Genomic DNA, 22,026 nt, shown 5'->3' on the forward strand with positions numbered 1-22,026 from the left:
AGCTGGGAGGTTCTGCTGGCGATAGGCGGGTTGTATTTGCAGCAGGACAGCCTGGGCAGGAATCAGGAAAAGGCGGAAACGGAGATTGGGCCGAAGGCGTATGAGGCCAAGTTGGCGTTGCAAGGATCGTACTTGGGAGTGTTGGGAGGGCATATCGAACTGGTTGGGCTCATGTTGCGGGAAAGTGCCTATAAGGGTATGCCATGGGCCAAAGGTGCTACTGCCACAGGCGAGACCTTGATAAAGATCGGTGCTGTAGTAGGCGCTGTCGTCGGGTTTGTTGAGGCAGCACAGGCAGTTTCTGCTGCTAAACGTGCATCGGCAGCAGGAGATGGTGCAGCAGCGATACGATACTGGTTGGCTGCAGGTTTTTACGGGGCCAGCGCCATTGCCGTCGCTGGAACAGCATTAAGTTCCACTGTATGGGGACCCGTAGGCCTCGCTGTAGTGCTGGCGTTGACTGCCTATACGCTTAGCAAAAGCGCTGAAGAGAATGAGTCATCCGCTCTGGAACGGTGGGCCCGACGGTGCTGTTTTGGAAAGGCAGATGAGACGCCAGTCATTCACTGGAGAAGCCCGGAGTACGCAGACATCGCATTTGCGGAGCTCAACGCCGCCACGCTAGGTGTACAGGCAGAATTCCACTTCGAAGCGAATCTGGTAAGCGACCCGGCCACTCCAAGGATCGGAGGGTTGACCGGTCTTGAACGGAAACAAAAAATAAAATTCAAGATAATCCTACCTCAGTACAAAGACGGAATTTCGGCATATCGGTGGTGCCTGACAGTCCATCGTCGAGGTGATGGCCAGTTCCCGGACTACACGGGAGGAGAGACTCTGGTTGTGGATGAGTTTCATGCACGTCGCTCAACTGGCTCTTCCAAGTCGGCCAGCTTCCCTGGCTTTTCTCCGCCTAGGCTGCCCGACTATAAAAGCGACTTTAATATTGATAAAAAGTACTCTTCTTTTTCGGAGGGTAATGACCGGTCCCAATTGGCTATCTCAGGCGTTATAGAACTCATGCCGACAATTGGAGCGCACTCCATTGTCGCAGCAACATTGCTGGTAATGTACTGGCCGGACCGAGAAATTGAAAGTGCGTATATTGAGGTATGTAACCGGAGGGCAAATGACGACGCATGAGCCAAGAGTGCTAATGAGACGTGCGCCAGCCTGGCGCTACGATCTACCGAGCGCCCACGAAGCACCCACATCTCTCTTGAATTTGAACGATATTAATCCGCCACCAAACCATGCTGATGATGTATACATGGAGTTGCCTCGATCTACAGTCCGTCTACGAGGTGTATTGGCCTTGCTTGGCATTCCGACGCTGCTGTTCTTGTTTTTTGTAGCTGTACAAGTGTATTGGGGCCTAATTGATTACAGTCAGGCCTTCGATTGGATTATGAAGCTAATCTTGATACTCGGGCCTCTAATCTGCATATGGGTCGTCTTTTCATTTGTCCGGCTAGACTTGGCACTTCCACGAGACGAACCAATACGTTTTAATCGCTTGCGTCGAAAGATCTATGTTTATCAATTCAGATGCAACTACCTCTTCCTGTTCAGCCGCAAACACTGGGGCGTCAAACCTGTCGCCTACAATTGGGACGACGTAACCGCCGAAGTCTACCGAGTCTACGCCTCCGGCTACGGTGGGCTGATCGAAAACGTCATGCTGTCGGTTCGCAACCCGGACACCGACGAAGTCATCGACCGCGTGTTATTCACCCACGACCTCTACCACGGAGAAGCCTACTGGGCTATCGCGCGGCTATTCATGCAGCAAGGCCCCGAAGCCCTACCGAAATTCGTGCACCCACCCCGCGACTGGAACGATGACGATGGCCTCAGCCATATGCACTGCCTGGCGCCGAAGGTTGATTGGCCTCAGGAAATGGACCGTGAATCTCGTACCGGGCCATCAGAAGGAGAAGCCCAATGAACCCTGTCGTACTGGTAGGTCATCGACATGTCTGCCCGCTACATGGCACCAACCAGGTAGAAAGCGGCAGTGCCACGTACACCTTCAATGGCAGGGCGGTTGCCAGGGTGGGGGATCGGACCACGTGCGGCGCCGTGATCAAGAGTGGGGCTGAGCATTTCCTGGTCGAGGGCGCGGCCGTGGCGCGTAAAGGTGACCGGACGGATCACGGTGGTGTGCTGGAGGAGGGTGATGCTGGGTGGATGCTGGATTGATCAAATACCTCTTGTACAAGATCGGGCCCACAGATCTCTGTGCGGCTTTGGCAGTGAACACCAGCGCAGCCGGATGGGTTTGCTATCTCGGTGTTGACACCGAGTGCACCGCGCCACCATTATCCAGCCATATCCACGCAACGGGCTTGCCGGCATGTCCACTTCCAACCACGCCATTTTCGCTTCGGGCTTCATCGCCCAGGCAGGCGCGTGCGTTGCCGTTGCCAAGAAATCCAAGAAACAGCCGCTCATCTGACCGAGGCGCGCTGTCTCGTCAGGTGGGCTGACGAGACAGAAGGCGCCAGGTATCCCTGCCAGACCACTTCGACTCTTCGCCCTGCTGACGCTGACTTTCGGTCAACATCAGGAGTTTTTGCATGTCGAATTTCCGTGGTATCTGGATCGCCCTCGTCACGCCAATGCGCGCCAATGAAATCGACTTCGCCGCCCTGGAAAAACTGGTGAAGAAGCTGCTCGAAGAGGGTGTGGCCGGTTTTGTGGTATGCGGTACCACGGGCGAAGCAGCGGCGCTGTCCAAGGCCGAGCAACTGGCCGTGCTGGACGCTGTGCTGGCCTGGGTGGAGCCGGGCAGGGTGGTGATGGGCCTGTCGGGCTACAACCTGCGCGAACTGTTGGCCTTCCAGGCTGAAATCCAGCGGCGTGACATTGGCGGACTGCTGGTCCCTGCACCGTGCTACATCCGGCCTTCGCAGGCCGGCATCGAGGCGTTCTTCAGCACCGTGGCGGATGCCGCCAGCGTGCCGGTGATCGTCTACGACATCCCCTACCGCACCGGGGTACGTATCGAGCGTGAAACCCTGCGCCGCATCTTGCGCCACCCGCGCATCGCGGCGGTGAAGGACTGCAGCGGCGACAGCGAGACCACCATGGCCCTGATCCAGGACGGCCACGCCCAGGTGCTGGCCGGTGAGGACGTGCAGATCTTCAACAACCTGTGCCTGGGTGGCGCAGGGGCCATTTCGGCTTCGGCGCATGTACGCGCCGACCTGTACGTGCGCATGCTGCAGCAGGTCGACCATGGCGACTGGGTAGCCGCGCGCGGTACGTTCTACCAGTTGCTGCCGTGGATGAAGATGGCCTTTGCCGAGCCCAACCCGGCTGTGGTCAAGGCGGCCTTGCAGCTACAGGGGCTGATGAGCGACGAACTGCGAGAGCCCATGCAGCCGTGCACGGAGATGACCCGGGGCAAGCTGCAAGGCGTGCTGGGTTCGCTCGGTGCTTGAGATAGAACGGCACATAACTCATTGAATCAGCAGGGCCCCTGTGGGAGCGGCTTTAGCCGCGAACACCGGCGCAGCCGGTGCCATGCAGCGCGTTGGATTCTTCGCGGCTAAAGCCGCTCCCACAGGGTACGCGGATCGCTTGCTTCTGAATCTATGAAAGCGGCCTGGCCTCGCCAATCAGGATGTCTTCGAAAAACGCCCCGACCGGCTCGGTAGGGTGGCACAACTGGATCTCCAGCACCCACACCACTTCGCTCGGGACGATTTCCACCTCGGCCAGTTTGTCCTGCCCAAATAGCACATGCGGGAAGTCGGCGATGCGATGCCCGGCCAGGTTGCGCTCCAGCTGCCAGCCTTTTGCCTGGGCACTGCGCTCGGCGAAGTCGTACAGTTCGCGCCCGGTCAGGCCACGGCCCCAGGCCTGGCGGGTTTCGTCGAACACTTCATGCAGTGCCTTGACGCAGGCGTGGTGCAGCTCGTGCTGGCCGAACACGAAGGTGTCGCCATAGTCGCCCTCATAGCCATCCCATACCGGGCCGACATCGACCACGACGATATCCGTGTTACGTAATACACGTTGCAGATCAATGCCTTGGCGCGGCGTGCGCACGGTGTCGTCGCCAAAGCGGATGTAGGTCGGGTGCCAGGTGTGCGATGCGCCCATCGCCTGCAAGGTTTGCGCGGCCATCTCCAGCGCCTGGGCGGTGGTCATGCCGACTTTCAGCTGGCTGGCGATCGCTGTCACGGCCCGTACCGACTGCGCGCGGGCAGCGAGCATGCCGTCCAGCGAGTAGCGCGGGCCGACTTTTTCCAGTTCCGGGTGCAATGGGTTGGCTGTTGAAGCCGCGGGCGCCAGTGCGCCGCTGGCAACGAAAGCCTCCGCGACAAAACGATGGGGCTGCAGGCCTGCTGCGAGGCACTGCTCGCGAACCTGGCTGATCATCGTGACATTGCCGCAGGCATAGACCTGGGTGTCGGCCCAGCGATGGGCCTGGGCCAGCGCCACCTGCTGCACGCGCTCCCGGTCCGACAGCACCGGGTGCCAGCGAAAGTGAGCGTGTGCACGGCTGGCCTGGTCGAGAAACTCTCGGTCATAGAAGTCGGCTTCCGATCTGCCGCCCCAGTACAACGTGACCTCGGCATCACCTGCCAGGGCGGTCAGCAGCAATGGCTTGATGCCGGCGTAACCTGTGCCAGTGGCGAACAGCACCAGGGGCCGCTGGTCCTCGTGCTGCCAGGTGCAGGCACCCACCGGCCCTTCAAGTTTCAAGCTGTCACCTGCTTGCAGGGTTGGCAGCAGGCGTTCGGTAAACAGGCCGCCGCTCACCTTGCGGATGTGAAACACCAGTTGCCCCTGGTCCTGGGCGGGCAGGTTGGCGATGGAAAAACAGCGGCTGTCACCGTTGTCGAGCCGAAAGCGTACGTACTGGCCAGCCCTTACCGCCAACGGCTGTGCAGGCTGCAGCACCAGTTCGATGATATCGGCGCTCAGTTCGCGTTTGCCATGAACCTGCGCGTGGATTTCCAGCGCCTGGGCTTCCAGGGACCAGCCGGGGATTTCCAGGCGCATGTCGCTGCAGGCGTGGCTCTGGCACAGCAACATTTCGTCGGCGGCGAGGGGGTAGCAGGGCGCGGGCATGTCTGCCGTCCGCTGCTTGTGCCGATACTGCCCCGACACCACCTTGACCTTGCACGACCCGCAGGCGCCGCGGCGGCATGAGAAGGGCACCGGCAGGCCGCTGGCGAGCATGGCATCGAGCAGCAGCTCCTGGCTGGCGTCGAAGGTTTTGCCCGAGGGCGACAATTCAATGACGTGGCGGTTCTGCATGGGCACCTCGGGGCAAGTGGAGGTTCGATTGTTGCTATAGTCCAGGACCAGTAGAACCTCCAGTTTCGGTTAATTCACATGGTCCAGCTTCGCAAATGGCAGCCGCTGCTCAAGCTCGACGGGGCGCAGCCGCAGGCTTCGTACAGGCAGATCGTCGAGGGCCTGGTAGCCGCGATCTCCGAGGGTCGCCTGCGCCCCGGCACGCCGTTGCCTGGCACGCGGGAAATGGCGCAACTGCTGAACGTCAATCGCAAGACGGTGATCCTCGCCTACGAGGAAGCCGAGACCAAAGGCTGGCTGGAAAGCGTGCAGCGCCGTGGCACCTTCGTCAGTCGGCAGCTGGCGGCTGGCACCCAGGCCGAGCCCGATGCAGCGCAGCCCTTTGCCCTGGTGCTACAGGAGGAGCCTGCCGTTGCCTACTTCGCGGCCAACGAACAGGCTGCCGCGCAGCAGGACCGGCCGGGTGCGCTGTTCTTCGACAACGGCGCCTGTGACCACCGCCTGCTGCCGCAGACCGTTCTGCACCGTTATTACCGTAATGCCTTGCGCAACAGCTTTGCCGCCAACACCGTGCGCCATGGCAGCGCGTGCAGCAGCCACTCCCTGCGCAGCGCCTTGGCCGACATGCTGCGGCACAATCGCAGCCTGAACGTTGGCGCCGAGCATATCTGCCTGACCCAGGGCGTGCAGATGTCGCTGTACCTGGTGGGCAGCGTGCTGCTCAAGCCCGGTGACGTTGTGCTGGTCGAACGCCTGAGCTATCCGCCCGCGTGGGAGATCTTCCGCCAGCTGGGCGCCCGGCTGGTCACCGTGGACCTGGATGACGAGGGCTGCCGGGTCGAGCAGATCGATGCACTGTGCCGGTTGCACCAGGTGCGCATGCTGTACATCACTCCCCATCACCAGTTCCCGACCACGGTCAGCCTGCCTGCCGGGCGCCGACAGCAGCTGCTGGAGCTGGCGCGGCAGCATGACTTTTGCGTGGTCGAGGAAGACTACGACCATGAGTACCACTTCGCCGGGCGGCCTTACCTGCCGCTGGCGAGCGACCGTCAGCAGCGGCACGTGATCTACATTGGCTCATTGTCCAAGTCCCTGGGCAGTACGTTCCGTTGCAGTTTCATCGTGGCGCCGGCGGAGGTGGCCGTGGCGCTCGAACGCAGGGCGACGCTGACCCTGGGGCAGGGCGATGCGGTGATGCAGCAGATGCTGGCGGACTTGATCAATGATGGCGAGCTGAAGAAGCACTTGCGTCGGGTTACCCGAGAGTATCGCCGGCGTCGAGAGACCCTGTTGGCTTGCTTGCACGATGCCTTTGGCGAGCAAGTAACCGTGCGCGAGCCGGAAGGTGGGCTGGCACTGTGGGTGAGGTTTGCTGACGGGATCGATGTGGATCAGTTGGTTGGCAAGGCGTTGGAGTTGGACCTGGTGGTACGCAGTGGCCGGCAGTTTTCGCCGTTTGGTCATGCGGAAAATGCCCTGCGCCTCGGTTTCGCCTCGTTGGACATGGATGAAATCCGGCTGGCTACACAACGTTTGGCGCAAGCGGCGAAGGCGATTGCAACATCGGTCCAGCGCAATCCCTGTGGGCGATCACCCAGCCCTTTGGGTTGCGCTGTCGAGTAGAAAACTGAATTCGCAAGCGGTCCGCGTACCCTGTGGAAGCGGCTTTAGCCGCGAAGAATCCAACGCGGTGCATGGCACCGGCTGCGCCGGTGTTCGCGGCTAAAGCCGCTCCCACAGGGTCCCTGCTGATGCAATGAGTTATGGGTAGTTCCATGGGAGCTGACTTGATCACCGTCGCAGCCGGTGGCAAAGCAGGTCAATGGTGGCCTGACGCGCAGCGTCTGATGGCCGTCAGTGTGCAGCCGTCGGCAGCATGCCCGAGCCCTGGGCCTTGTGCGCGGCTTCTATCAGCTGCAGGTTGCGGCTGCGCAGTGCGTGATTGTTGCCAACACGCAGGTTGGAGCGAAGCGCCAGGGTTTCGGCCTGTTCATACTGCCCTTGCTGAAGGCGCAAAACGCCAAGGTAGTGCAGCGTCGCCGGGTTGTTCGGCTGAATGTGCAGCGCACGCTCCAGGGTGGCCGCCGCCTGGTCCAGTTGGCCGTCGGCATATTGTTGCGAGGCGGTTTCGATCAGCACCGTCGAGGCATTGTTGCTGCGTGCGGGCGCGTAGCGTTCGCCGGCCAGTGCGCCCTGTGCCGTGATTGCGCTGAACAACAGGAGCAAGGCTGACAGAACAGGTGTGCTGGGCATCGGCGGTAGACTCGGCAGGGCTTGGGCAGGCCCGGTTGGAGGGCGAGGGATGCTATCGACCGAATTGGAGCGTTGAAGTTCCCGCCTGGTCGGCTTGTTGCCTGTTGCCCGGTCTTTGCCTCGACAACATCTGTTCGGTTACCGCCCATAACCGCACTCCGGCGCCTCAAGCCTGGGGCAGTACCTCCGATAGCAGCACACCCACCGTCGAATCATCGACCAGAAGTGGTGCCAACAAGGAGTACTGCCCGCATGCTTGCCAACCTGAAGATCCGCACCGGAATGTTCTGGGTGCTGTCCCTGTTCAGCGTGACCCTGCTGTTTTCCACCGTCAGTGCCTGGCGGGCGGCGGTGGGCAGCGACCAGCAGATCACCGAACTGGACCAGACCGCGCACCAGTCGGACCGGTTGAACAATGCGTTGCTGATGGCGATTCGCGCCAGTGCCAATGTGTCCTCGGGCTTCATCGAGCAGCTGGGTGGGCATGAGGAAAGCGCCAACAAACGCATGGCGCTGTCGGTCGAGCTGAACGACAAGAGCCAGAAGCTGGTGGACGAGTTTGTCGAAAACGCCCGCGAGCCTGCGTTGCACGCACTGGCAACCGCGCTGCAGGCCACCTATGGCGAGTATGCCAAGGCGGTCGCCGGGCAGCGTGAGGCAACCCGTCAACGTTCGCTCGAGCAGTATTTCAAAGTCAACACCGACGCCGGCAACGCCATGGGCCGGCTGCAGGCGCTGCGCCAGCAACTGGTCGGCGCATTGAGTGAGCGCGGTCAGCAGATCATGCTGGAATCCGACCGGCGCCTGGCGCGTGCGCAAATGCTGAGCCTGGGGCTGCTGGGCGTGACGCTGTTGTTGGCGGCGCTGTGCTGGGCCTTTGTTGCCCAGCGCGTGCTGCACCCGCTGCGCGAAGCTGGTCGGCACTTTCAGCGCATTGCCGGTGGCGACCTGAGCGTGCCGGTGCAGGGGCAGGGCGGTAACGAGATCGGGCAGCTGTTCCATGAACTTGAACGCATGCAGCAGAGCCAGCGCGACACCCTGGGGCAGATCAGCAGCTGCGCCAGGCAACTGGACGCAGCCGCCACGGCGCTGAATACCGTCACCGAGGAAAGTGCCAACAACCTGCGCCAGCAGGGCCAGGAGCTGGAGCAGGCCGCCACCGCCGTCACCGAAATGACCACGGCCGTGGAGGAGGTTGCGCGCAATGCCATCACCACCTCGCAGACCACCAGCGAATCCAACCAGCTGGCAGCGCAAAGCCGCCGGCAAGTCAGCGACAACATCGACGGCACCGAGGCCATGACTCGGGAGATCCAGGCCAGCAGCGCGCATCTGCAGCAACTGGTCGGGCAGGTGCGGGACATCGGCAAGGTGCTGGAGGTGATTCGCTCGGTGTCCGAGCAAACCAACCTGCTGGCGCTCAATGCCGCCATAGAGGCCGCCCGTGCGGGCGAGGCCGGGCGCGGCTTTGCGGTGGTGGCGGATGAGGTGCGTACGCTGGCGTACCGCACGCAACAGTCGACCCAGGAAATCGAGCAGATGATCGGGCGCGTGCAGGCGGGTACCGAAGCGGCCGTGGCCTCGATGCAGGCCAGTACCAGCCGCGCCCAGTCGACGCTGGACGTGACCCTGGCTTCGGGGCAGGTGCTGGAGGGTATCTACAGTGCGATCGGCGAGATCAACGAGCGTAACCTGGTGATTGCCAGCGCAGCCGAAGAGCAGGCCCAGGTGGCGCGAGAGGTGGACCGCAACCTGCTGAACATTCGCGAGTTGTCGACATCCTCGGCAGCGGGGGCGCAGCAGACCAGTGAGGCAAGCAAGGCGTTGTCGGGGTTGGTGGGGGAGATGACGGCGTTGGTGGGGCGGTTCAGGGTTTGAGGCCTGGCGGGCACCAGGCTGTGGGAGCGGGCGCGCCCGCGAACACCGGCGTAGCCGGTGCCATCAACCGCGTCGCCTGCTTCGCGGGCATGCCCGCTCCCACAGGGACCCCACCAGCCGAAGGAGTGTGCTGTACCTGTGGGAGCGGGCGAGCCCGCGAACACCGGCGAAGCCGGTGCCATCCACCGCGTCGCCTGCTTCGCGGGTAAACCCGCTCCCACAGGGGGCCCGCCAGTTGAAGGAATGTGCTGTACCTGTGGGAGCGGGCGAGCCCGCGAACACCGGCGTAGCCGGTGCCATCAACCGCGTCGCCTGCTTCGCGGGTAAACCCGCTCCCACAGGGGGCCCGCCAGTTGAAGGAATGTGCTGTACCTGTGGGAGCGGGCGAGCCCGCGAACACCGGCGTAGCCGGTGCCATCAACCGCGTCGCCTGCTTCGCGGGTAAACCCGCTCCCACAGGGGGCCCGCCAGTTGAAGGAATGCGCCATACCTGTGGGAGCGGGTTTACCCGCGAACACCGGCGTAGCCGGTGCCATCAACCGCGTCGCCTGCTTCGCGGGTAAACCCGCTCCCACAGGGGGCCCGCCAGTTGAAGGAATGTGCTGTACCTGTGGGAGCGGGCGAGCCCGCGAACACCGGCGAAGCCGGTGCCATCCACCGCGTCGCCTGCTTCGCGGGCATGCCCGCTCCCACAGGGACCTCACCAGCTGAAAGAATGCGCCATACCTGTGGGAGCGGGTTTACCCGCGAACACCGGCGTAGCCGGTGCCATCAACCGCATCGCCCGGTTCGCGGGCACGCCATGTGCGCTTTCAGTTATCGATCATGCTTCGAAGAGGAGCGCCCGGCCTTGTTGTGTTCCTTGGAATGGGCAATGCCGGACCGGGTAGTGCCACGGCCGTTGTCATCATTGCGCAGGCTTCCATAGTGATTGCCGCTCTCGCCATGGTTGCGGGTGGCCTTGCCGGCATGATCACTCTCGTAGCCGGCGCCATTACCGTTGAACCCACCTTTGCCGTCGCCATTGCCATTACCTTTGGCATATGCGGAACCAATCGGCGAGACATCGGCAGGCAACAATGCAGTTGCGCCGAGCGCCAGGGCACAGGTAAAGACGGCTACCAGGGTTTTTTTCATGTTTGTTCGCCTCCAGAAGGCGCAGGGGGAGAGCTTGAGTGCGGATACGACATAAGGTTGCCTCTTAAGTTCCGCAGTGCGCAGCCGTTCGATGAAGCGGCTGCCAGGCCCTTTCAGTACCTGGCAGCCTCAAGCTTCATGACTGTTCAGATCTCGACCTGGGTGCCAAGCTCGATCACCCGGTTCAGCGGCAGCTTGAAGTACTTCAGGTTGCTGTTGGCATTCTTCAGCAGGAAGGCAAACAGGTGCTCCCGCCAGCGGGCCATGCCCATCTGCCTGCCTGCAATAACCGTCTCCCGGCTGAGGAAATAGGTGGTGCGCATGGGGCCGAACTCAAGGTCCGCACGTTGGCAGCGGCTTAGCGCCAACGGCACGTCGGGTTCCTCCATGAAGCCGAAATGCAGGCTCACGCGGAAGAAACCGCCACCAAACGCCTCGACCTCAAAGCGCTTGCCGGCGCTGACCCGTGGCTCGTCCTCGAACACGACGGTCAACAGCACCACCTGTTCATGCAGTACCTGGTTATGCAGCAGGTTGTGCAGCAAGGCGTGAGGCACCGCCTCGGGCCTGGCGGACAGGAATACGGCAGTACCGCCCACGCGGTAAGGCGGCTGGGCCTTGAGGCTGGTAATGAACAGGTCCAGCGGCAGCGAGCTTTCGTCCAGCCGCTCGACGATCATCCGTCGCCCGCGCTTCCAGGTAGTCATCAGGGTGAACAGTGCCAGGCCGGCAATCACCGGAAATGCACCGCCCTGGAGGATCTTCGGCGCATTGGCGGCGAAATACAGGCTGTCGACCAGCAGGAACGCCAGCAGCATCGGCACCGCCAGCCAGCGTGGTGCCTTCCACAGCAACAGCACCACTGCCGAAGCCAGCAGCGTGGTGATCAGCATGGTCCCGGTCACGGCTACGCCGTAGGCTGCCGCAAGCGCCCCGGACGACTCGAAGCCGACCACCAGCAGCACCACGCCAACCATCAGTGCCCAGTTCACCATGCCGATGTAGATCTGCCCTTGTTCCTCGCTGGAGGTGTGCTGGATGAACATGCGCGGTACGTAACCCAGCTGGATGGCCTGGCGCGTCAACGAGAACGCACCGGAGATCACGGCCTGGGACGCGATGATGGTGGCCAGCGTGGCCAGCCCGACCATGGGCAGCAGGGCCCATTCGGGCGCCAGCAGGTAAAACGGGTTGCGCACTGCCTGCGGGTCGCCGAGGATCAGCGCGCCCTGGCCGAAGTAGTTCAGCACCAGGCCGGGCAGCACCAGCAGGAACCAGGCCCGGGCAATGGGTTTGCGGCCGAAGTGCCCCATGTCGGCGTAGAGGGCTTCGGCGCCGGTCAGCGCCAGCACCACTGCGCCCAGAATCGCCACCCCCATGCCCGGGTGCAGCACGAAGAACTTCACCGCCCAGAGCGGGTTGAGTGCCTGCAGCACCTCCGGGCGCTGGACGATGCCGTGCAGGCCCAGCGCACCCAGTACGATGAACCACAGCACCATGATCGGCCCGAAGAGGATGCCGATGCGCGCGGTGCCGTGCTTCTGGATCAGGAACAGCGCCACCAGCACCACCACCGACAGCGGCACGACCCAATGTTCGATACCGTCGAAGGCCAGTTGCAGGCCCTCGACGGCCGATAGCACGGAGATCGCCGGCGTGATCATGCTGTCGCCGTAGAACAGCGCGGCGCCGAACAGGCCGAGCAGCACCAGTATCCTGCCCAGGCGCTGGTAGGGCGCCGCCGCCCGGTGCGCCAGGGCGGTCAGGGCCATGATGCCACCTTCGCCCTGGTTGTCGGCACGCAGGATGAACAGTACGTACTTGAGCGACACCACCCAGAGCAACGACCAGAACACCAGTGACAGCACACCCAGTACGCCGGCGGTGTTGGCCTGCACGCCGTAGTGCCCGGCGAACACTTCCTTGAGGGTGTACAGCGGGCTGGTGCCGATGTCGCCATACACCACGCCGACAGCGGCGACGAGCATGCCGATGGGGTTGGACTTGCCGGGAACGGATTGATTTGCGATGACGGTGGACTGGCTCACGAAGGGCTTCTCTGGACTGGCGGGTAGAAATGCATGCCATCCCTGAGCATCGCGCGCCCAGTATTCCTTCTGTCTGTCGGCTCAGCCGTAAAAAGTGCGTAAAAAATCAGCCAGGTTGCGCCGCCAGGCTGTTGCTGACATTACGCCCCAGCACCAGCACCGTAGCGAAACCGCAGCCCACCAGGGCCGTGGCCAGGCTCAGCAGCACCGAGCTGCCCAGCTGGTCGACGATCCGACCGCCGAAGAACGAGCCCAGCGCAATGATCACCTGGAACATGGCGACGAACAGCGGCATGCCGCGTTCGACATCCTTGGGCGCGACGACGAACATCCAGATACTGGCGCAGGCCGGGAACGCGCCGAAGGCGAAGCCCCACAACCCGATCAGCATCGCTGCACCGGTCATGCCGGTGGCGAAGTGAGGGAACAGGGCAGTGCTGGTGCCGATCATCAACGCTACCAGCAGCAGGGTGTGACGTACGCTGCGGTTGGCGGCGAAACCGGCGAAGATATTGCCGAACACCCCGGCCACGCCATAAAGCAGCAGCAACGAGCCAATTGTCGGCCCATCGAAGCCGGAGCTTTGTTTGAAGAAGGGCGCAACATAGGTGTACGCGGCAAAGTGCGCCAGGCCGATCAGCAACACGGCAATCAGGCCAACCCGCGCCTGTGGGTTGATGAACAGGGCCGGCAGGTCGCTGATGCGAATGGCCTTGTCCGGGTTGAGCCGCGGGAGCAACAGGATCTGCGCCAGCAGCACCGGTACACCCAGTAGCGCGGTTACCAGAAAGGTCATGCGCCAGCCCATCAGGCCGCTCAACCAGGTGCCTACCGGCACGCCCAGCACGGTGGCCAGGGTTACGCCGACCATGATGATCGAGGTGGCCTGGGCTACGCCCACACCCTTCGGTGCCAGGCGGCCGCTGAGGGCAATGGCCGTCGCCCAGAAGCCGCCGATACTCACGCCCAGCAGCACGCGGCCGAACAGCAGCAGGTTGAAGTCACTGGCGTAGGCCACCACCGCGTTGGCGATGATCATGATCAGCGTCAGGCCGATCAGCAGGTAGCGACGGTCCAGGGCGCCAATGCCCACCGACAGTAGCGGGGCGGCGAGGGCGGCCATGATGCCGGGCAGGGTGACCATCAGGCCGGCGTGGCCTGCACTGATGCCGAGGTCGCTGGCGACATCGTTGAGTACACCCACCGGCAGGAATTCGCTGGTCACCAGGGCGAAGGCGCCGACGGCGACCGAAAGGATTGCCAGCCACTGTTGGCTGACGCTTTGTTGATCATGTTCGGGGAGGCCGCTAGGGGCCTGGCTGGCACTTGGCATGGTATTGGATTCCAAGAGAGGGATGTCGCCTGAAGCAGGCGCAAGGAGCGGGGGAAATTTGCTGGCGATTATAGGGGGCGCTTTTGCCAGGCCAACATGCGGGTCGCTCGATAGTAATCATCAGCGCAATCGATGAAACGCCTTGCGCAGAGCGCCCGCTGTTGGAGGCGGAGTAATGCCGCAGGTTCCGCAAGCAGGCTTTCAGCGGCGCTGGCCAACCAGCGCAGCGCCTGCGCAGGCCAGGGCAATCGCTGCAATGCCCAGCCACTGGAGCAGCGTCAGCACCTCGTTGAGGATCAGCCAGCCGGCTATGGCCCCGGCGGCGGGTGAAGCGCTGAGCAGCACGCCAAAGATGCTCGGTGGCAGGTGCCGCATCGCATACATGTCGAGCAGGAAGGGCACGGTGCTGGAGAGCAGGGCGACGCCCAGGCCTACCGTGAGCACCCAGGGCGCCAGCAGGTCGGTACCTGCCTGGTCAACGCCTAATGGTACGCCCAGCAGCGCTGCGAACAACATCCCGGTGGCGACCGCCTGCTTGCCGTGAACCGCCACCTTGCTGCCGAGCATCACATACAGCCCCCAGGCCAGTGCAGCGGCGAGCGAGTACAACACCCCGCGCAGGTCCAGGCCATGGCTATCCGTACCCCAGGGCAGCAAGGTGAGGCCGGCGACCGACAAGGCGATCCAGAGCAGGTCGATTCGGCGTCGGGAAGACAACAAGGCAGCCCCCAGAGGGCCGATCACCTCGATGGACACCGCGATACCAACCGGGATGTAGAGAAATGCCCGATAGATAAGCAGATTCATCAGCCCCATCATCACGCCGTAGCCCAGCAGGTGAAGCATGTTCGCCTGCTGCCAGATGCGCCAGGGCCGCAACACGGCCAGCAGGATCACGGCTGACAGGCCTAGGCGCAGCGCGGCCACGCCCTCGGGGCCGACCAGTGGGAACAGGGTCTTGGCCAAGGCAGCACCGGTCTGCACAGACACCAGGGCGGCGATGGCAGCGCCGACAGGAGCGAATGCTCCAGCACTTTTCGAGTCCACGCTCGTCTCCAGCGACATACGAGACACAATTTTAGAGCTCGGCGTTCGAAGGAATTGCTGTGAAAATAGCCCCCTGATGAGCGAACTGCTTTCTTTGGAACCCGAAAATGAGTGACTCCACCAGCCGCCCGCTTGACGGCTTCGATCATGCGATTCTGCGGTTGCTTCAGCGCGACAACAAAACCTCCCAGCGAGCGATTGCCGAGCAAATCGGCCTGTCCACGCCTGCTGTACAGCGGCGTATCGCCCAGATGGAGGCAAGCGAGGTGATTGTCGCCAACACTGCGGTGATCGCCCCGGAGAGTGTCGGCCAGATGATTACCGCCATTGTCGAATCGCGCTTGCGGGACGACCGATCCCTGGTGATGGACCGCGCCAAGCGGTACTTCGCCAATGTCGAGGAGATACAGCAGTGTTACTTCGTCAACGGCGGGGTTTCGTTCATCATCGTCATGCTTGCCCGTGATGTGGCGCATTTCGAAAAGCTGGTCAGGCTGCATTTTGCGGATAACGAGGACATCCTGACCTACCGAACGCTGATTGTTCTGGACAAGGTCAAGGTCGGGTTGTCTGTTCCGGTCTGACCCGCGAAGCAGGGGTTGCGCTGGATGGCACGGGCTTCGCCCGTGTTCGCGGGTGAACCCGCTCCCACAGGTTTTGCGTGGCGCTTGAAGCCAGAAAAAAACTGAGGGCGCAACAGTCGTGCCCACAACCTGAAGGCCAGCGCGATCCATGTGGGAGCGGGTTTACCCGCGAAGCAGGCGCCGCGGTGGATGGCGCGGGCTTCGGTGGAGGACACGCAAGCGTCCTCCACATCACATGCATCCTATGGCGACACCAGCACATCGCACTGGGACTCGTTCAGCACATGCTTGGTGACGCTGCCTATCAGCAGTTCTTCAAGTGCGCTTTCCCCTTGCTTGCCAACCACGATCAGGTCGCATTCCAGCTGTTGTTCCTGCTCGGCAATCCGCCAGCCAGGGTCGCCATGCACCACGATCTGCCGAGCATCTGCCACTCCGGCGGTTTCGCTCAAGGCCGCGAGCTGCTTCACCGCATCCTTGCGGATGACATTGCGGTAGTGTGCAAGCGTGTCATGGTCGATGTGGGCGAAGCGCATGCTGCCTTCGAACGGCGCTTCGTACACATGCAACAGAATGATCTCGGCCTGTGGGGCAATGGCTTTTGCCAGTTCGATGGAACGCAGTGATGAAGGCGAAAAATCAACTGCAACCAGCAAGGTCCGGTACGCATCGCGTGGTGCCTGCTTGACCACCAGCAAAGGGCAGGGCATGCGGTTCAGCATCTTCTGCACAGTGGAGCCCAGCAGCAGGCGCCGCGCCACGCTCTGGCCCTTCGCCCCGCACACCAGCAGGTCGCTGCGTTTATCCTGCACCACACGGGTGATCTCCGTGGTCACCGAGCCGTGCGCGACCTGCACGCCAGCGGCGATGTCATGGCGCTGGAACAGCATTGCAGCCAGTGCGCGAATTTTTTCGCCTGCGGTGTCCAGCACGCGCTTCAGCAGGTCGTCACCCGGTGCCACCAGCTGCTTCAGGCGCTCGAAGGGGGCCGGGTTGGCAACGTACAGCAGGTCCAGCGATGCCTGTTGCTCCTTGCTCAGGTACGCAGCGCGTTCTGCCGCGTTGCGGGCAGAAGTGGACAGGTCGGTGGCTACCAGTACGTGGTTCAGCGGGCTCATGTGGGGCTCCTTGTCCAAAGCCGCGCACAGTGATCGATGGCGATGGCCTTGAGCACAATGCGCATGGCGGTTTTCGATTCGTTCCTTGCTGACAGCCATCGTCTCGCGAACCGGGGCCGGCGGCTTGATATGCGTCAATGGAGTGAAGGACCGAGCTCGAACTGACCACTGCTGCGCACCACCTCAACGCCAGCGGGCTGCCTATGAATTAGCCAGGGCGGCGCGCATCACAACCCCGCGCTGGCGCGCACCATCGCATAGGCCTGGCGCACCAGCGGGTTGACGGTGTTGGTCCGCACCCACAGGTGGTAGGTCACGTCGGGCAGTGTCGGCAGGCCATCGCTTTGCCCTAGCACGCGCATGTCGGGGCCGACCATTTCCTGGCTGCGTGCGGTAATGCCCAGGCCCGCGCGCACCGCCGCCTTGACGCCGATCAGGTTGGATGCCAGATAGGCCTGGCGCCAGGCGATGCCGGCTTGCTCCAGCGCCTCCAGCGCCAGCTTGCGGTACAGGCTGGGTTCGTCCACCAGCACCAGCGGCAGGGGCTCCCCCGGCAGGTGCTGATAGTGCGCCGCGCATATCCACCACACCGGCGAGGTGCGCAACGCAAAGCCTTCCAGGCCCGGCGCGGTGCGGGTCGAGATGACCATGTCGACCTTGCCGCGCTGCAGGTCTTCCATCAGGAACGGGCTGCGGCCAACGTCGATCTCCAGCCGCAGGTTGGGCGCCGAGCGGGCGATGTGGCTGAGCAGTGGCGGCAGGATGGTGTCGGCGATGTCGTGGGGCGAGCCGATCCGCAGCACGCCGCTGGGGCCGTCCTGGCGCAGGCCGGCGAGGGCCTCGTCGTTGAGCGTGAGCATCTGCCGGGCATGGCGCAGCAGCTGGCGGCCGGCATCGGTCAGGGACTTGTGGCGACCTTGCTTGCGCAACAGCGGCACGCCCACCTGCTGCTCCAGGCGCTGCATGTGCTGGGTCACCGAAGCCTGGGTGCGGCCCAGGTTCCGGCCAGCCTCGGCGAAGCTTGAGTGGTCGGCGATGGCGACAAAGGTGCGGAGCAGGTCGAGGTCGAGGGCGCTCATGGGGTGGGCCGTGTAGGGAGGTGGGGCGGGGCGCAGTGCTTTCCCGCGGTTTTACATTACTGATGATCGGTTAAAGATAATGAATCTTTATCTGTTGGTCGATTGGATATCACCGCTCGATAGGGATTCTCAAGCAATTACGGTGCTTATGCCCGTTTTGCAAGATTTCTGGATGCGCTGCGTTATAACGATAGGCAATATTTGAATTTCCCCTCGCCCCTGCAACTTCCTAGGATGCGCCCTCATTGGCCGGGTGTTCCGGCTGCCGGGATGAGGAGCCCCACCATGTCGCTGTCCACCTATGCCCGTCGCGGGCTGTTCGCATCGTTGCTGGCCACCGCTACCCTGGCCACCAGCGGCCTGGCCCAGGCCGATGCCACCCTGGACAAGATCCAGCAGCGGCACAAGCTGGCCGTGGGTGTGGTGCTTTCCGGTGGCCCGTTCGGTGCCATCGACCCGGCCACCCGCGAGCCGATCGGTTTCAGCGTCGACCTGGCCCGTGACCTGGCACGCCAGCTGGGCGTGGCGGTCGATCTGGTCGCCGTGCAACCGGCCAACCGCGTGCAGTTCCTGCAGCAGGGCAAGGTCGACCTGCTGATCGCCAACATGGAATGGACCCCCGAGCGTGACAAGCTGTTGGGCCACGTGCCCACGCCGTTCTACCGTGTCGGCGGCACCGCAGCATTGGCCAAGGACAGCCCGATCAAGACCTGGGCCGACCTCAAGGGCCAGCCGGTGTGCACCAGCCAGGGCAGCAGCTACACCCAGGCGCTGGTGGGACTGGGCGCCGACCTCAAGGCTTTCAAGACCTCCGCCGAATCGCTGCTGGCGCTGCGTGGCAACAACTGCGTGGCCGCGGTGCACGATGCCACGCTGATCAACCCGCTGCTGGCCAAGGGCGGCGAGTGGGGCGCCTACCGCGCCTTGGCCCCGGAGCTCAACCCGGCGCCATCGGTGATCTGGACGCGCCTGGGCGAGACCGACACCCAGCAGCGCCTGGACCCGTTCGTCAAGCAATGGCACCGCAGCGGCTGGCTGATCGAACGTGAGCAGGCCAATCACATCACCCCGGCCTCGCCTGCGCTGGTGGAGCTGCGCGCCAAGCTGCAGGGCGAAGGCGCCTGATGAGCGAGGCTCTGCACTGGCTGGTCGGGCAGCTCGCCCGAGTTGGCCTGAACTACAACTTCCTGTTCGACGGCTACGCCAGCGACAAGCTGCTGGAAGGTGCGCTGACCACGCTCTGGCTGTGCCTGTTCAGCATCGCCGGCAGCCTGCTGGTCGGCGTGCTGCTGGCGGCGGCGCTCACCGCCAGGAGCCGCTGGCTGGCCTGGCCGGCGCGGGCCTTCATCGAGGTCACGCGCAACACGCCGACGCTGGTGCAGCTGTACTGCGCGTTCCTGGTGCTGAACATGCTCATCAGCCAGAGCCTGGGCAATGCCAACCCGATGACACCCTTTGCCTGGGTGGTGCTGGTGATTGCCCTGCACAAGGGCGCCTTCCATGCCGAGGCTTTGCGCGCCGGCATCGAGGCGGTGCCGACGGTGACCCTGGAGGCGGCCAGCTCGTTGGCCTTCAGCCGCCGCCAGCAACTGCTGCAGGTGCAACTACCGTTGGCCGTGCGTTTCGCCTTGCCGGCGCTGGTCAACAACCTGATCGACCTGGTGAAGATGACTGCCGTGGCTTCGGCGATTGCCGTCAACGACATCACCTACGCCTCGATCATGATCTGGACCCAGGGCGACAACGTCATCGAACTGATGATCCTGATCCTGGCCTTCTTCGGCCTGCTCAGCTTCGCCGTCAACTGTGCCGGTCGCGCCCTGGAAGCGCGCCTGAGGATGCCTGGCTATGGCCACTGAGAACCTCGCCGCGCTGTGGCATTGGTCACCGACCCTGGGCGCAGGCCTGTTGCAGAACATCCAGATCAGCGTCGGCGCCATTGCCCTGGGCACGCTGCTGGGCTTGTTGCTGGGCATCCTGTTGCTGTCGCCGGTAGCGCCGCTGCGCGGCATCGCGCGCCTGTGGGTGCAGGTGTTTCGCAATGCGCCGTGGCTGGTATTGATCTACTTCACCTCGTACGTGTTCCCTTTCGATATCCAGGTTGCCGGCACCTGGCTGGCCTTCCCCGACTGGCTGAAGGTCACCATCGGCCTGGCGCTGCCGGCCAGTGCCAATGTTGCTGAAATCTTCCGTGGTGCAGTCGCCTCGATCCCGGCCACCCAGTGGGAGGCTGCGCGCTCGCTGGCCTTCAGCCGCGCGCAGATCTTCCGGTCGATCATCCTGCCGCAGTGCCTGCGGCGCATGCTGCCGCCGTGGATGAACCTGTATGCGGTGGTGACCATGGGCACCGCCCTGGCTTCGCTGGTGGGCGTGCACGACCTGATCGACAGCGCGCAGATTGCCGCCAATACCGTCAACCGCAGCGGCTTCACCGTGCTGGTGTACTTCAGCGTGCTGGCGCTGTTCTTCGCCTACTGTTACCCGATTGCCCGCCTGACCCAACGCCTGGAGCGTCGCTATGCCTTCTGAACCCTTGATCCAGCTGCGTGACGTGCACCTGGCCTTCGCCGACAACCCGGTGCTGCGCGGTATCGACCTCGATGTGCAGGCCGGCCAGGCGGTGTCGATCATTGGCCCGTCGGGTTCGGGGAAGTCGACCATCCTGCGCTGCATGACCGGCCTGTTGCGGCCGCAGCACGGCAGCATCCGTATCGGCGGTACCCAGGTCGAGCGCTTGCGGGGAGAGGCCGAGCTGATTGCGCTGCGCAAGCAGGTGGGCTTCGTTTTCCAGCAGTACAACCTGTTTCCGCACCTGAGCGTGCTGGACAACCTGCTGATCGCCCCGACCAAGGTACTCGGTCGCCAGCGTGGCGAAGCTCGCGATCTGGCCCTGGCGCTGCTCGACAAGGTACGCCTGGGCCACAAGGCCGCGGCGTTTCCGGGCGAACTGTCGGGTGGGCAGCAGCAGCGCGTGGCCATCGCTCGCGCCCTGGCGATGCGGCCCAGGTTGATCCTGTTCGACGAAGTGACCTCGGCGCTGGACCCGGAGATGGTTGGCGAAGTGCTGGCGGTGATCCGCGAGCTGACCGAGGAGGGCATGACCTGTGTGCTGGTTACCCATGAAATGCGCTTTGCCGAAGAGATCAGCGACCGGGTGTATTTCACCGAGCATGGCCGCATCGTCGAGCACGGCAGCGCCGAACAGCTGTTCCGCGCCCCGCAGCACGAACGTACCCGCGCTTTCCTGCAGCATGCGCTGGGCGAGGGCGGGCAACGTCCGAGCCGCCCGGCGCCCGATGTATTCAGCAACCTGGGGCGCTACAGCCTCAGCGTTTGATTTCCGCTAGCGAAGAAGAGAGACCGAGCATGTCCCGTGATTCCGTGATCCAGCCGTTCCTGGCGCAAGTGCGCGCCATCCATGCGCGGGGCGTCGATCGCGCCGCGCTGCAGCAGATCGTCGTTTTGCTCGAAGGGCTGGCCGAGTGCCGCGAGCTGTTCAACTTCGAGCGCTTTCCGGCGCCGGATGCTGCGAGTGGCGAGACCCAGTTCCGCTATCGCCTGAACGACGACGGCGAGTCGCCGACCTTGTATGTCAACTCGCTGCTGCCGGGCAAGGCGACCTTGCCGCACAACCACGAGACCTGGGCAATCATCGTTGCTGTCGAGGGGCAGGAACTGAACCGGGTGTACCGCCGCGAGGATGACGGCAGCGACCCGGCCCGTGCCCGCCTGGCGCTGGAGCGCGAGATCGTGGTGCAACCGGGGACCTCGGTGGCCTTCCTGGGCGAGGACCTGCATGGCATTCGCGTCGAAGGCGATAAGCCGACCTTGCACTTCCACCTTTATGGCCGGCCGCTGGAGTCGCTGGAAAACCGCTATGGGGTCAAGGACGACGGCAGCGTGGTGAACTACAACAAGTCACAGATGGCGCCTTCGATCGAGGCTTATGGCCTTTGATGTGTGCGGCCTGTGCCGGCCCTTTCGCGGGTGAACCCGCTCCCACAAGTAATGCACGGCTTGTAAGCACGGCGCGGTCCCTGTGGGAGCGGGTTCACCCGCGAAGAGGCCGGAACAGGCACCGCATTTTCCCAACCTGATCGACCAAGGACTGCGTCCCATGATCCCCAGCATCACCGGCGCACCTGCATGACTGGCTATTTTGATGCGTGTGGCCTGTGCCGGCCCTTTCGCGGGTGAACCCGCTCCCACAAGTAATGCACGGCTTGTAAGCACGACGCTGTCCCTGTGGGAGCGGGTTCACCCGCGAAGAGG

The 22,026-nt window shown here is 63.3% G+C and carries 19 protein-coding genes and 1 pseudogene; 12 read left to right on the forward strand and 8 right to left on the reverse strand.

Annotated features, from left to right (window positions below; all coding sequences use genetic code 11):
* From CAG46_RS28820 to dapA, 4 genes and pseudogenes are all read left to right on the forward strand, one after another.
* Positions 1-1,143 (forward strand): annotated as a pseudogene (locus CAG46_RS28820) (hypothetical protein); the annotation flags it as partial.
* Positions 1,130-1,948 (forward strand): DUF6708 domain-containing protein, encoded by an 819-nt coding sequence (locus CAG46_RS29220; RefSeq protein WP_238067689.1) that lies wholly within the window; start codon positions 1,130-1,132, stop codon positions 1,946-1,948. The pseudogene CAG46_RS28820 and the gene CAG46_RS29220, both read left to right, overlap by 14 nt.
* Positions 1,945-2,202, forward strand: coding sequence for a PAAR domain-containing protein (locus CAG46_RS26875; RefSeq protein ID WP_085619391.1), 258 nt, complete (start codon positions 1,945-1,947; stop codon positions 2,200-2,202). The genes CAG46_RS29220 and CAG46_RS26875 overlap by 4 nt, the downstream gene beginning before the upstream one ends.
* Before the next feature lie 377 nt (positions 2,203-2,579).
* Entirely contained in the window at positions 2,580-3,446 is an 867-nt protein-coding gene (gene dapA / locus CAG46_RS26880) for a 4-hydroxy-tetrahydrodipicolinate synthase (protein WP_085619393.1), read from the forward strand.
* A gap of 151 nt (positions 3,447-3,597) precedes the next feature.
* Here dapA and CAG46_RS26885 read toward each other — a convergent pair whose 3' ends face one another.
* The gene (locus CAG46_RS26885) at positions 3,598-5,274 is read right to left on the reverse strand and encodes an NAD(P)H dependent flavin oxidoreductase family protein (RefSeq protein WP_143493533.1); all 1,677 of its coding nucleotides are present in this window, start codon (positions 5,272-5,274) and stop codon (positions 3,598-3,600) included.
* A 78-nt stretch (positions 5,275-5,352) separates the two neighbouring features.
* Here CAG46_RS26885 and CAG46_RS26890 point away from each other — a divergent pair, with 78 nt between their 5' ends.
* A complete protein-coding gene (locus CAG46_RS26890) occupies positions 5,353-6,900 on the forward strand; it encodes a PLP-dependent aminotransferase family protein (RefSeq protein WP_085619397.1) in 1,548 nt (515 codons plus the stop codon).
* A 231-nt stretch (positions 6,901-7,131) separates the two neighbouring features.
* Here the strand turns inward: CAG46_RS26890 and CAG46_RS26895 are convergent, their stop codons facing one another.
* Positions 7,132-7,530 (reverse strand): tetratricopeptide repeat protein, encoded by a 399-nt coding sequence (locus tag CAG46_RS26895; protein ID WP_025339589.1) that lies wholly within the window; start codon positions 7,528-7,530, stop codon positions 7,132-7,134.
* 252 nt (positions 7,531-7,782) lie between these two features.
* Between CAG46_RS26895 and CAG46_RS26900 the strand changes: the two genes are divergently transcribed.
* Positions 7,783-9,408, forward strand: coding sequence for a methyl-accepting chemotaxis protein (locus CAG46_RS26900; protein ID WP_085619399.1), 1,626 nt, complete (start codon positions 7,783-7,785; stop codon positions 9,406-9,408).
* An 816-nt stretch (positions 9,409-10,224) separates the two neighbouring features.
* On the opposite strand, the gene CAG46_RS26915 is transcribed toward CAG46_RS26900, so the two are convergent.
* From CAG46_RS26915 to CAG46_RS26930, 4 genes are all read right to left on the reverse strand, one after another.
* Positions 10,225-10,545 carry a hypothetical protein gene (locus CAG46_RS26915; RefSeq protein WP_085619405.1) on the reverse strand — a complete coding sequence of 107 codons (321 nt, stop codon included), beginning with the start codon at positions 10,543-10,545 and terminating at the stop codon, positions 10,225-10,227.
* 146 nt (positions 10,546-10,691) lie between these two features.
* On the reverse strand, positions 10,692-12,533 hold the full coding sequence (locus CAG46_RS26920; RefSeq protein ID WP_085619437.1) for a potassium transporter Kup: 1,842 nt from the start codon (positions 12,531-12,533) through the stop codon (positions 10,692-10,694).
* Positions 12,534-12,699: 166 nt separating this feature from the next.
* Complete coding sequence (locus CAG46_RS26925; protein ID WP_075045557.1) at positions 12,700-13,926, reverse strand: MFS transporter; 1,227 nt, start codon at positions 13,924-13,926, stop codon at positions 12,700-12,702.
* A 201-nt stretch (positions 13,927-14,127) separates the two neighbouring features.
* Entirely contained in the window at positions 14,128-14,973 is an 846-nt protein-coding gene (locus CAG46_RS26930; RefSeq protein WP_085619407.1) for an EamA family transporter, read from the reverse strand.
* Between the two features lie 107 nt (positions 14,974-15,080).
* On the opposite strand from CAG46_RS26930, the gene CAG46_RS26935 reads away from it, so the two are divergent.
* Positions 15,081-15,557: an Lrp/AsnC family transcriptional regulator gene (locus CAG46_RS26935; RefSeq protein ID WP_085619409.1), complete on the forward strand. Its 477-nt coding sequence runs from the start codon at positions 15,081-15,083 to the stop codon at positions 15,555-15,557.
* Positions 15,558-15,799: 242 nt separating this feature from the next.
* On the opposite strand, the gene CAG46_RS26940 is transcribed toward CAG46_RS26935, so the two are convergent.
* Together CAG46_RS26940 and CAG46_RS26945 are read right to left on the reverse strand one after the other, a co-directional pair.
* Positions 15,800-16,675: a universal stress protein gene (locus CAG46_RS26940; RefSeq protein ID WP_085619411.1), complete on the reverse strand. Its 876-nt coding sequence runs from the start codon at positions 16,673-16,675 to the stop codon at positions 15,800-15,802.
* A gap of 227 nt (positions 16,676-16,902) precedes the next feature.
* Positions 16,903-17,754 (reverse strand): LysR substrate-binding domain-containing protein, encoded by an 852-nt coding sequence (locus CAG46_RS26945; RefSeq protein ID WP_085619413.1) that lies wholly within the window; start codon positions 17,752-17,754, stop codon positions 16,903-16,905.
* Between the two features lie 285 nt (positions 17,755-18,039).
* On the opposite strand from CAG46_RS26945, the gene CAG46_RS26950 reads away from it, so the two are divergent.
* The 5 genes from CAG46_RS26950 to CAG46_RS26970 are packed head-to-tail and all read left to right on the forward strand — an operon-like array spanning position 18,040 to position 21,711.
* Complete coding sequence (locus CAG46_RS26950; protein WP_085619415.1) at positions 18,040-18,879, forward strand: transporter substrate-binding domain-containing protein; 840 nt, start codon at positions 18,040-18,042, stop codon at positions 18,877-18,879.
* The gene (locus tag CAG46_RS26955) at positions 18,879-19,613 is read left to right on the forward strand and encodes an amino acid ABC transporter permease (protein WP_085619417.1); all 735 of its coding nucleotides are present in this window, start codon (positions 18,879-18,881) and stop codon (positions 19,611-19,613) included. Before CAG46_RS26950 ends, CAG46_RS26955 begins: the two co-directional genes overlap by 1 nt.
* On the forward strand, positions 19,603-20,283 hold the full coding sequence (locus CAG46_RS26960) for an amino acid ABC transporter permease (RefSeq protein ID WP_085619419.1): 681 nt from the start codon (positions 19,603-19,605) through the stop codon (positions 20,281-20,283). The genes CAG46_RS26955 and CAG46_RS26960 overlap by 11 nt, the downstream gene beginning before the upstream one ends.
* The gene (locus tag CAG46_RS26965; protein ID WP_085619421.1) at positions 20,273-21,091 is read left to right on the forward strand and encodes an amino acid ABC transporter ATP-binding protein; all 819 of its coding nucleotides are present in this window, start codon (positions 20,273-20,275) and stop codon (positions 21,089-21,091) included. Before CAG46_RS26960 ends, CAG46_RS26965 begins: the two co-directional genes overlap by 11 nt.
* A 29-nt stretch (positions 21,092-21,120) precedes the next feature.
* Complete coding sequence (locus CAG46_RS26970) at positions 21,121-21,711, forward strand: cysteine dioxygenase family protein (RefSeq protein WP_085619423.1); 591 nt, start codon at positions 21,121-21,123, stop codon at positions 21,709-21,711.
* Positions 21,712-22,026 lie beyond the last annotated feature (315 nt).

This window comes from Pseudomonas sp. B23(2017) (assembly GCF_002113725.1).
In the GTDB taxonomy this organism is placed as follows: domain Bacteria; phylum Pseudomonadota; class Gammaproteobacteria; order Pseudomonadales; family Pseudomonadaceae; genus Aquipseudomonas; species Aquipseudomonas putida_Z.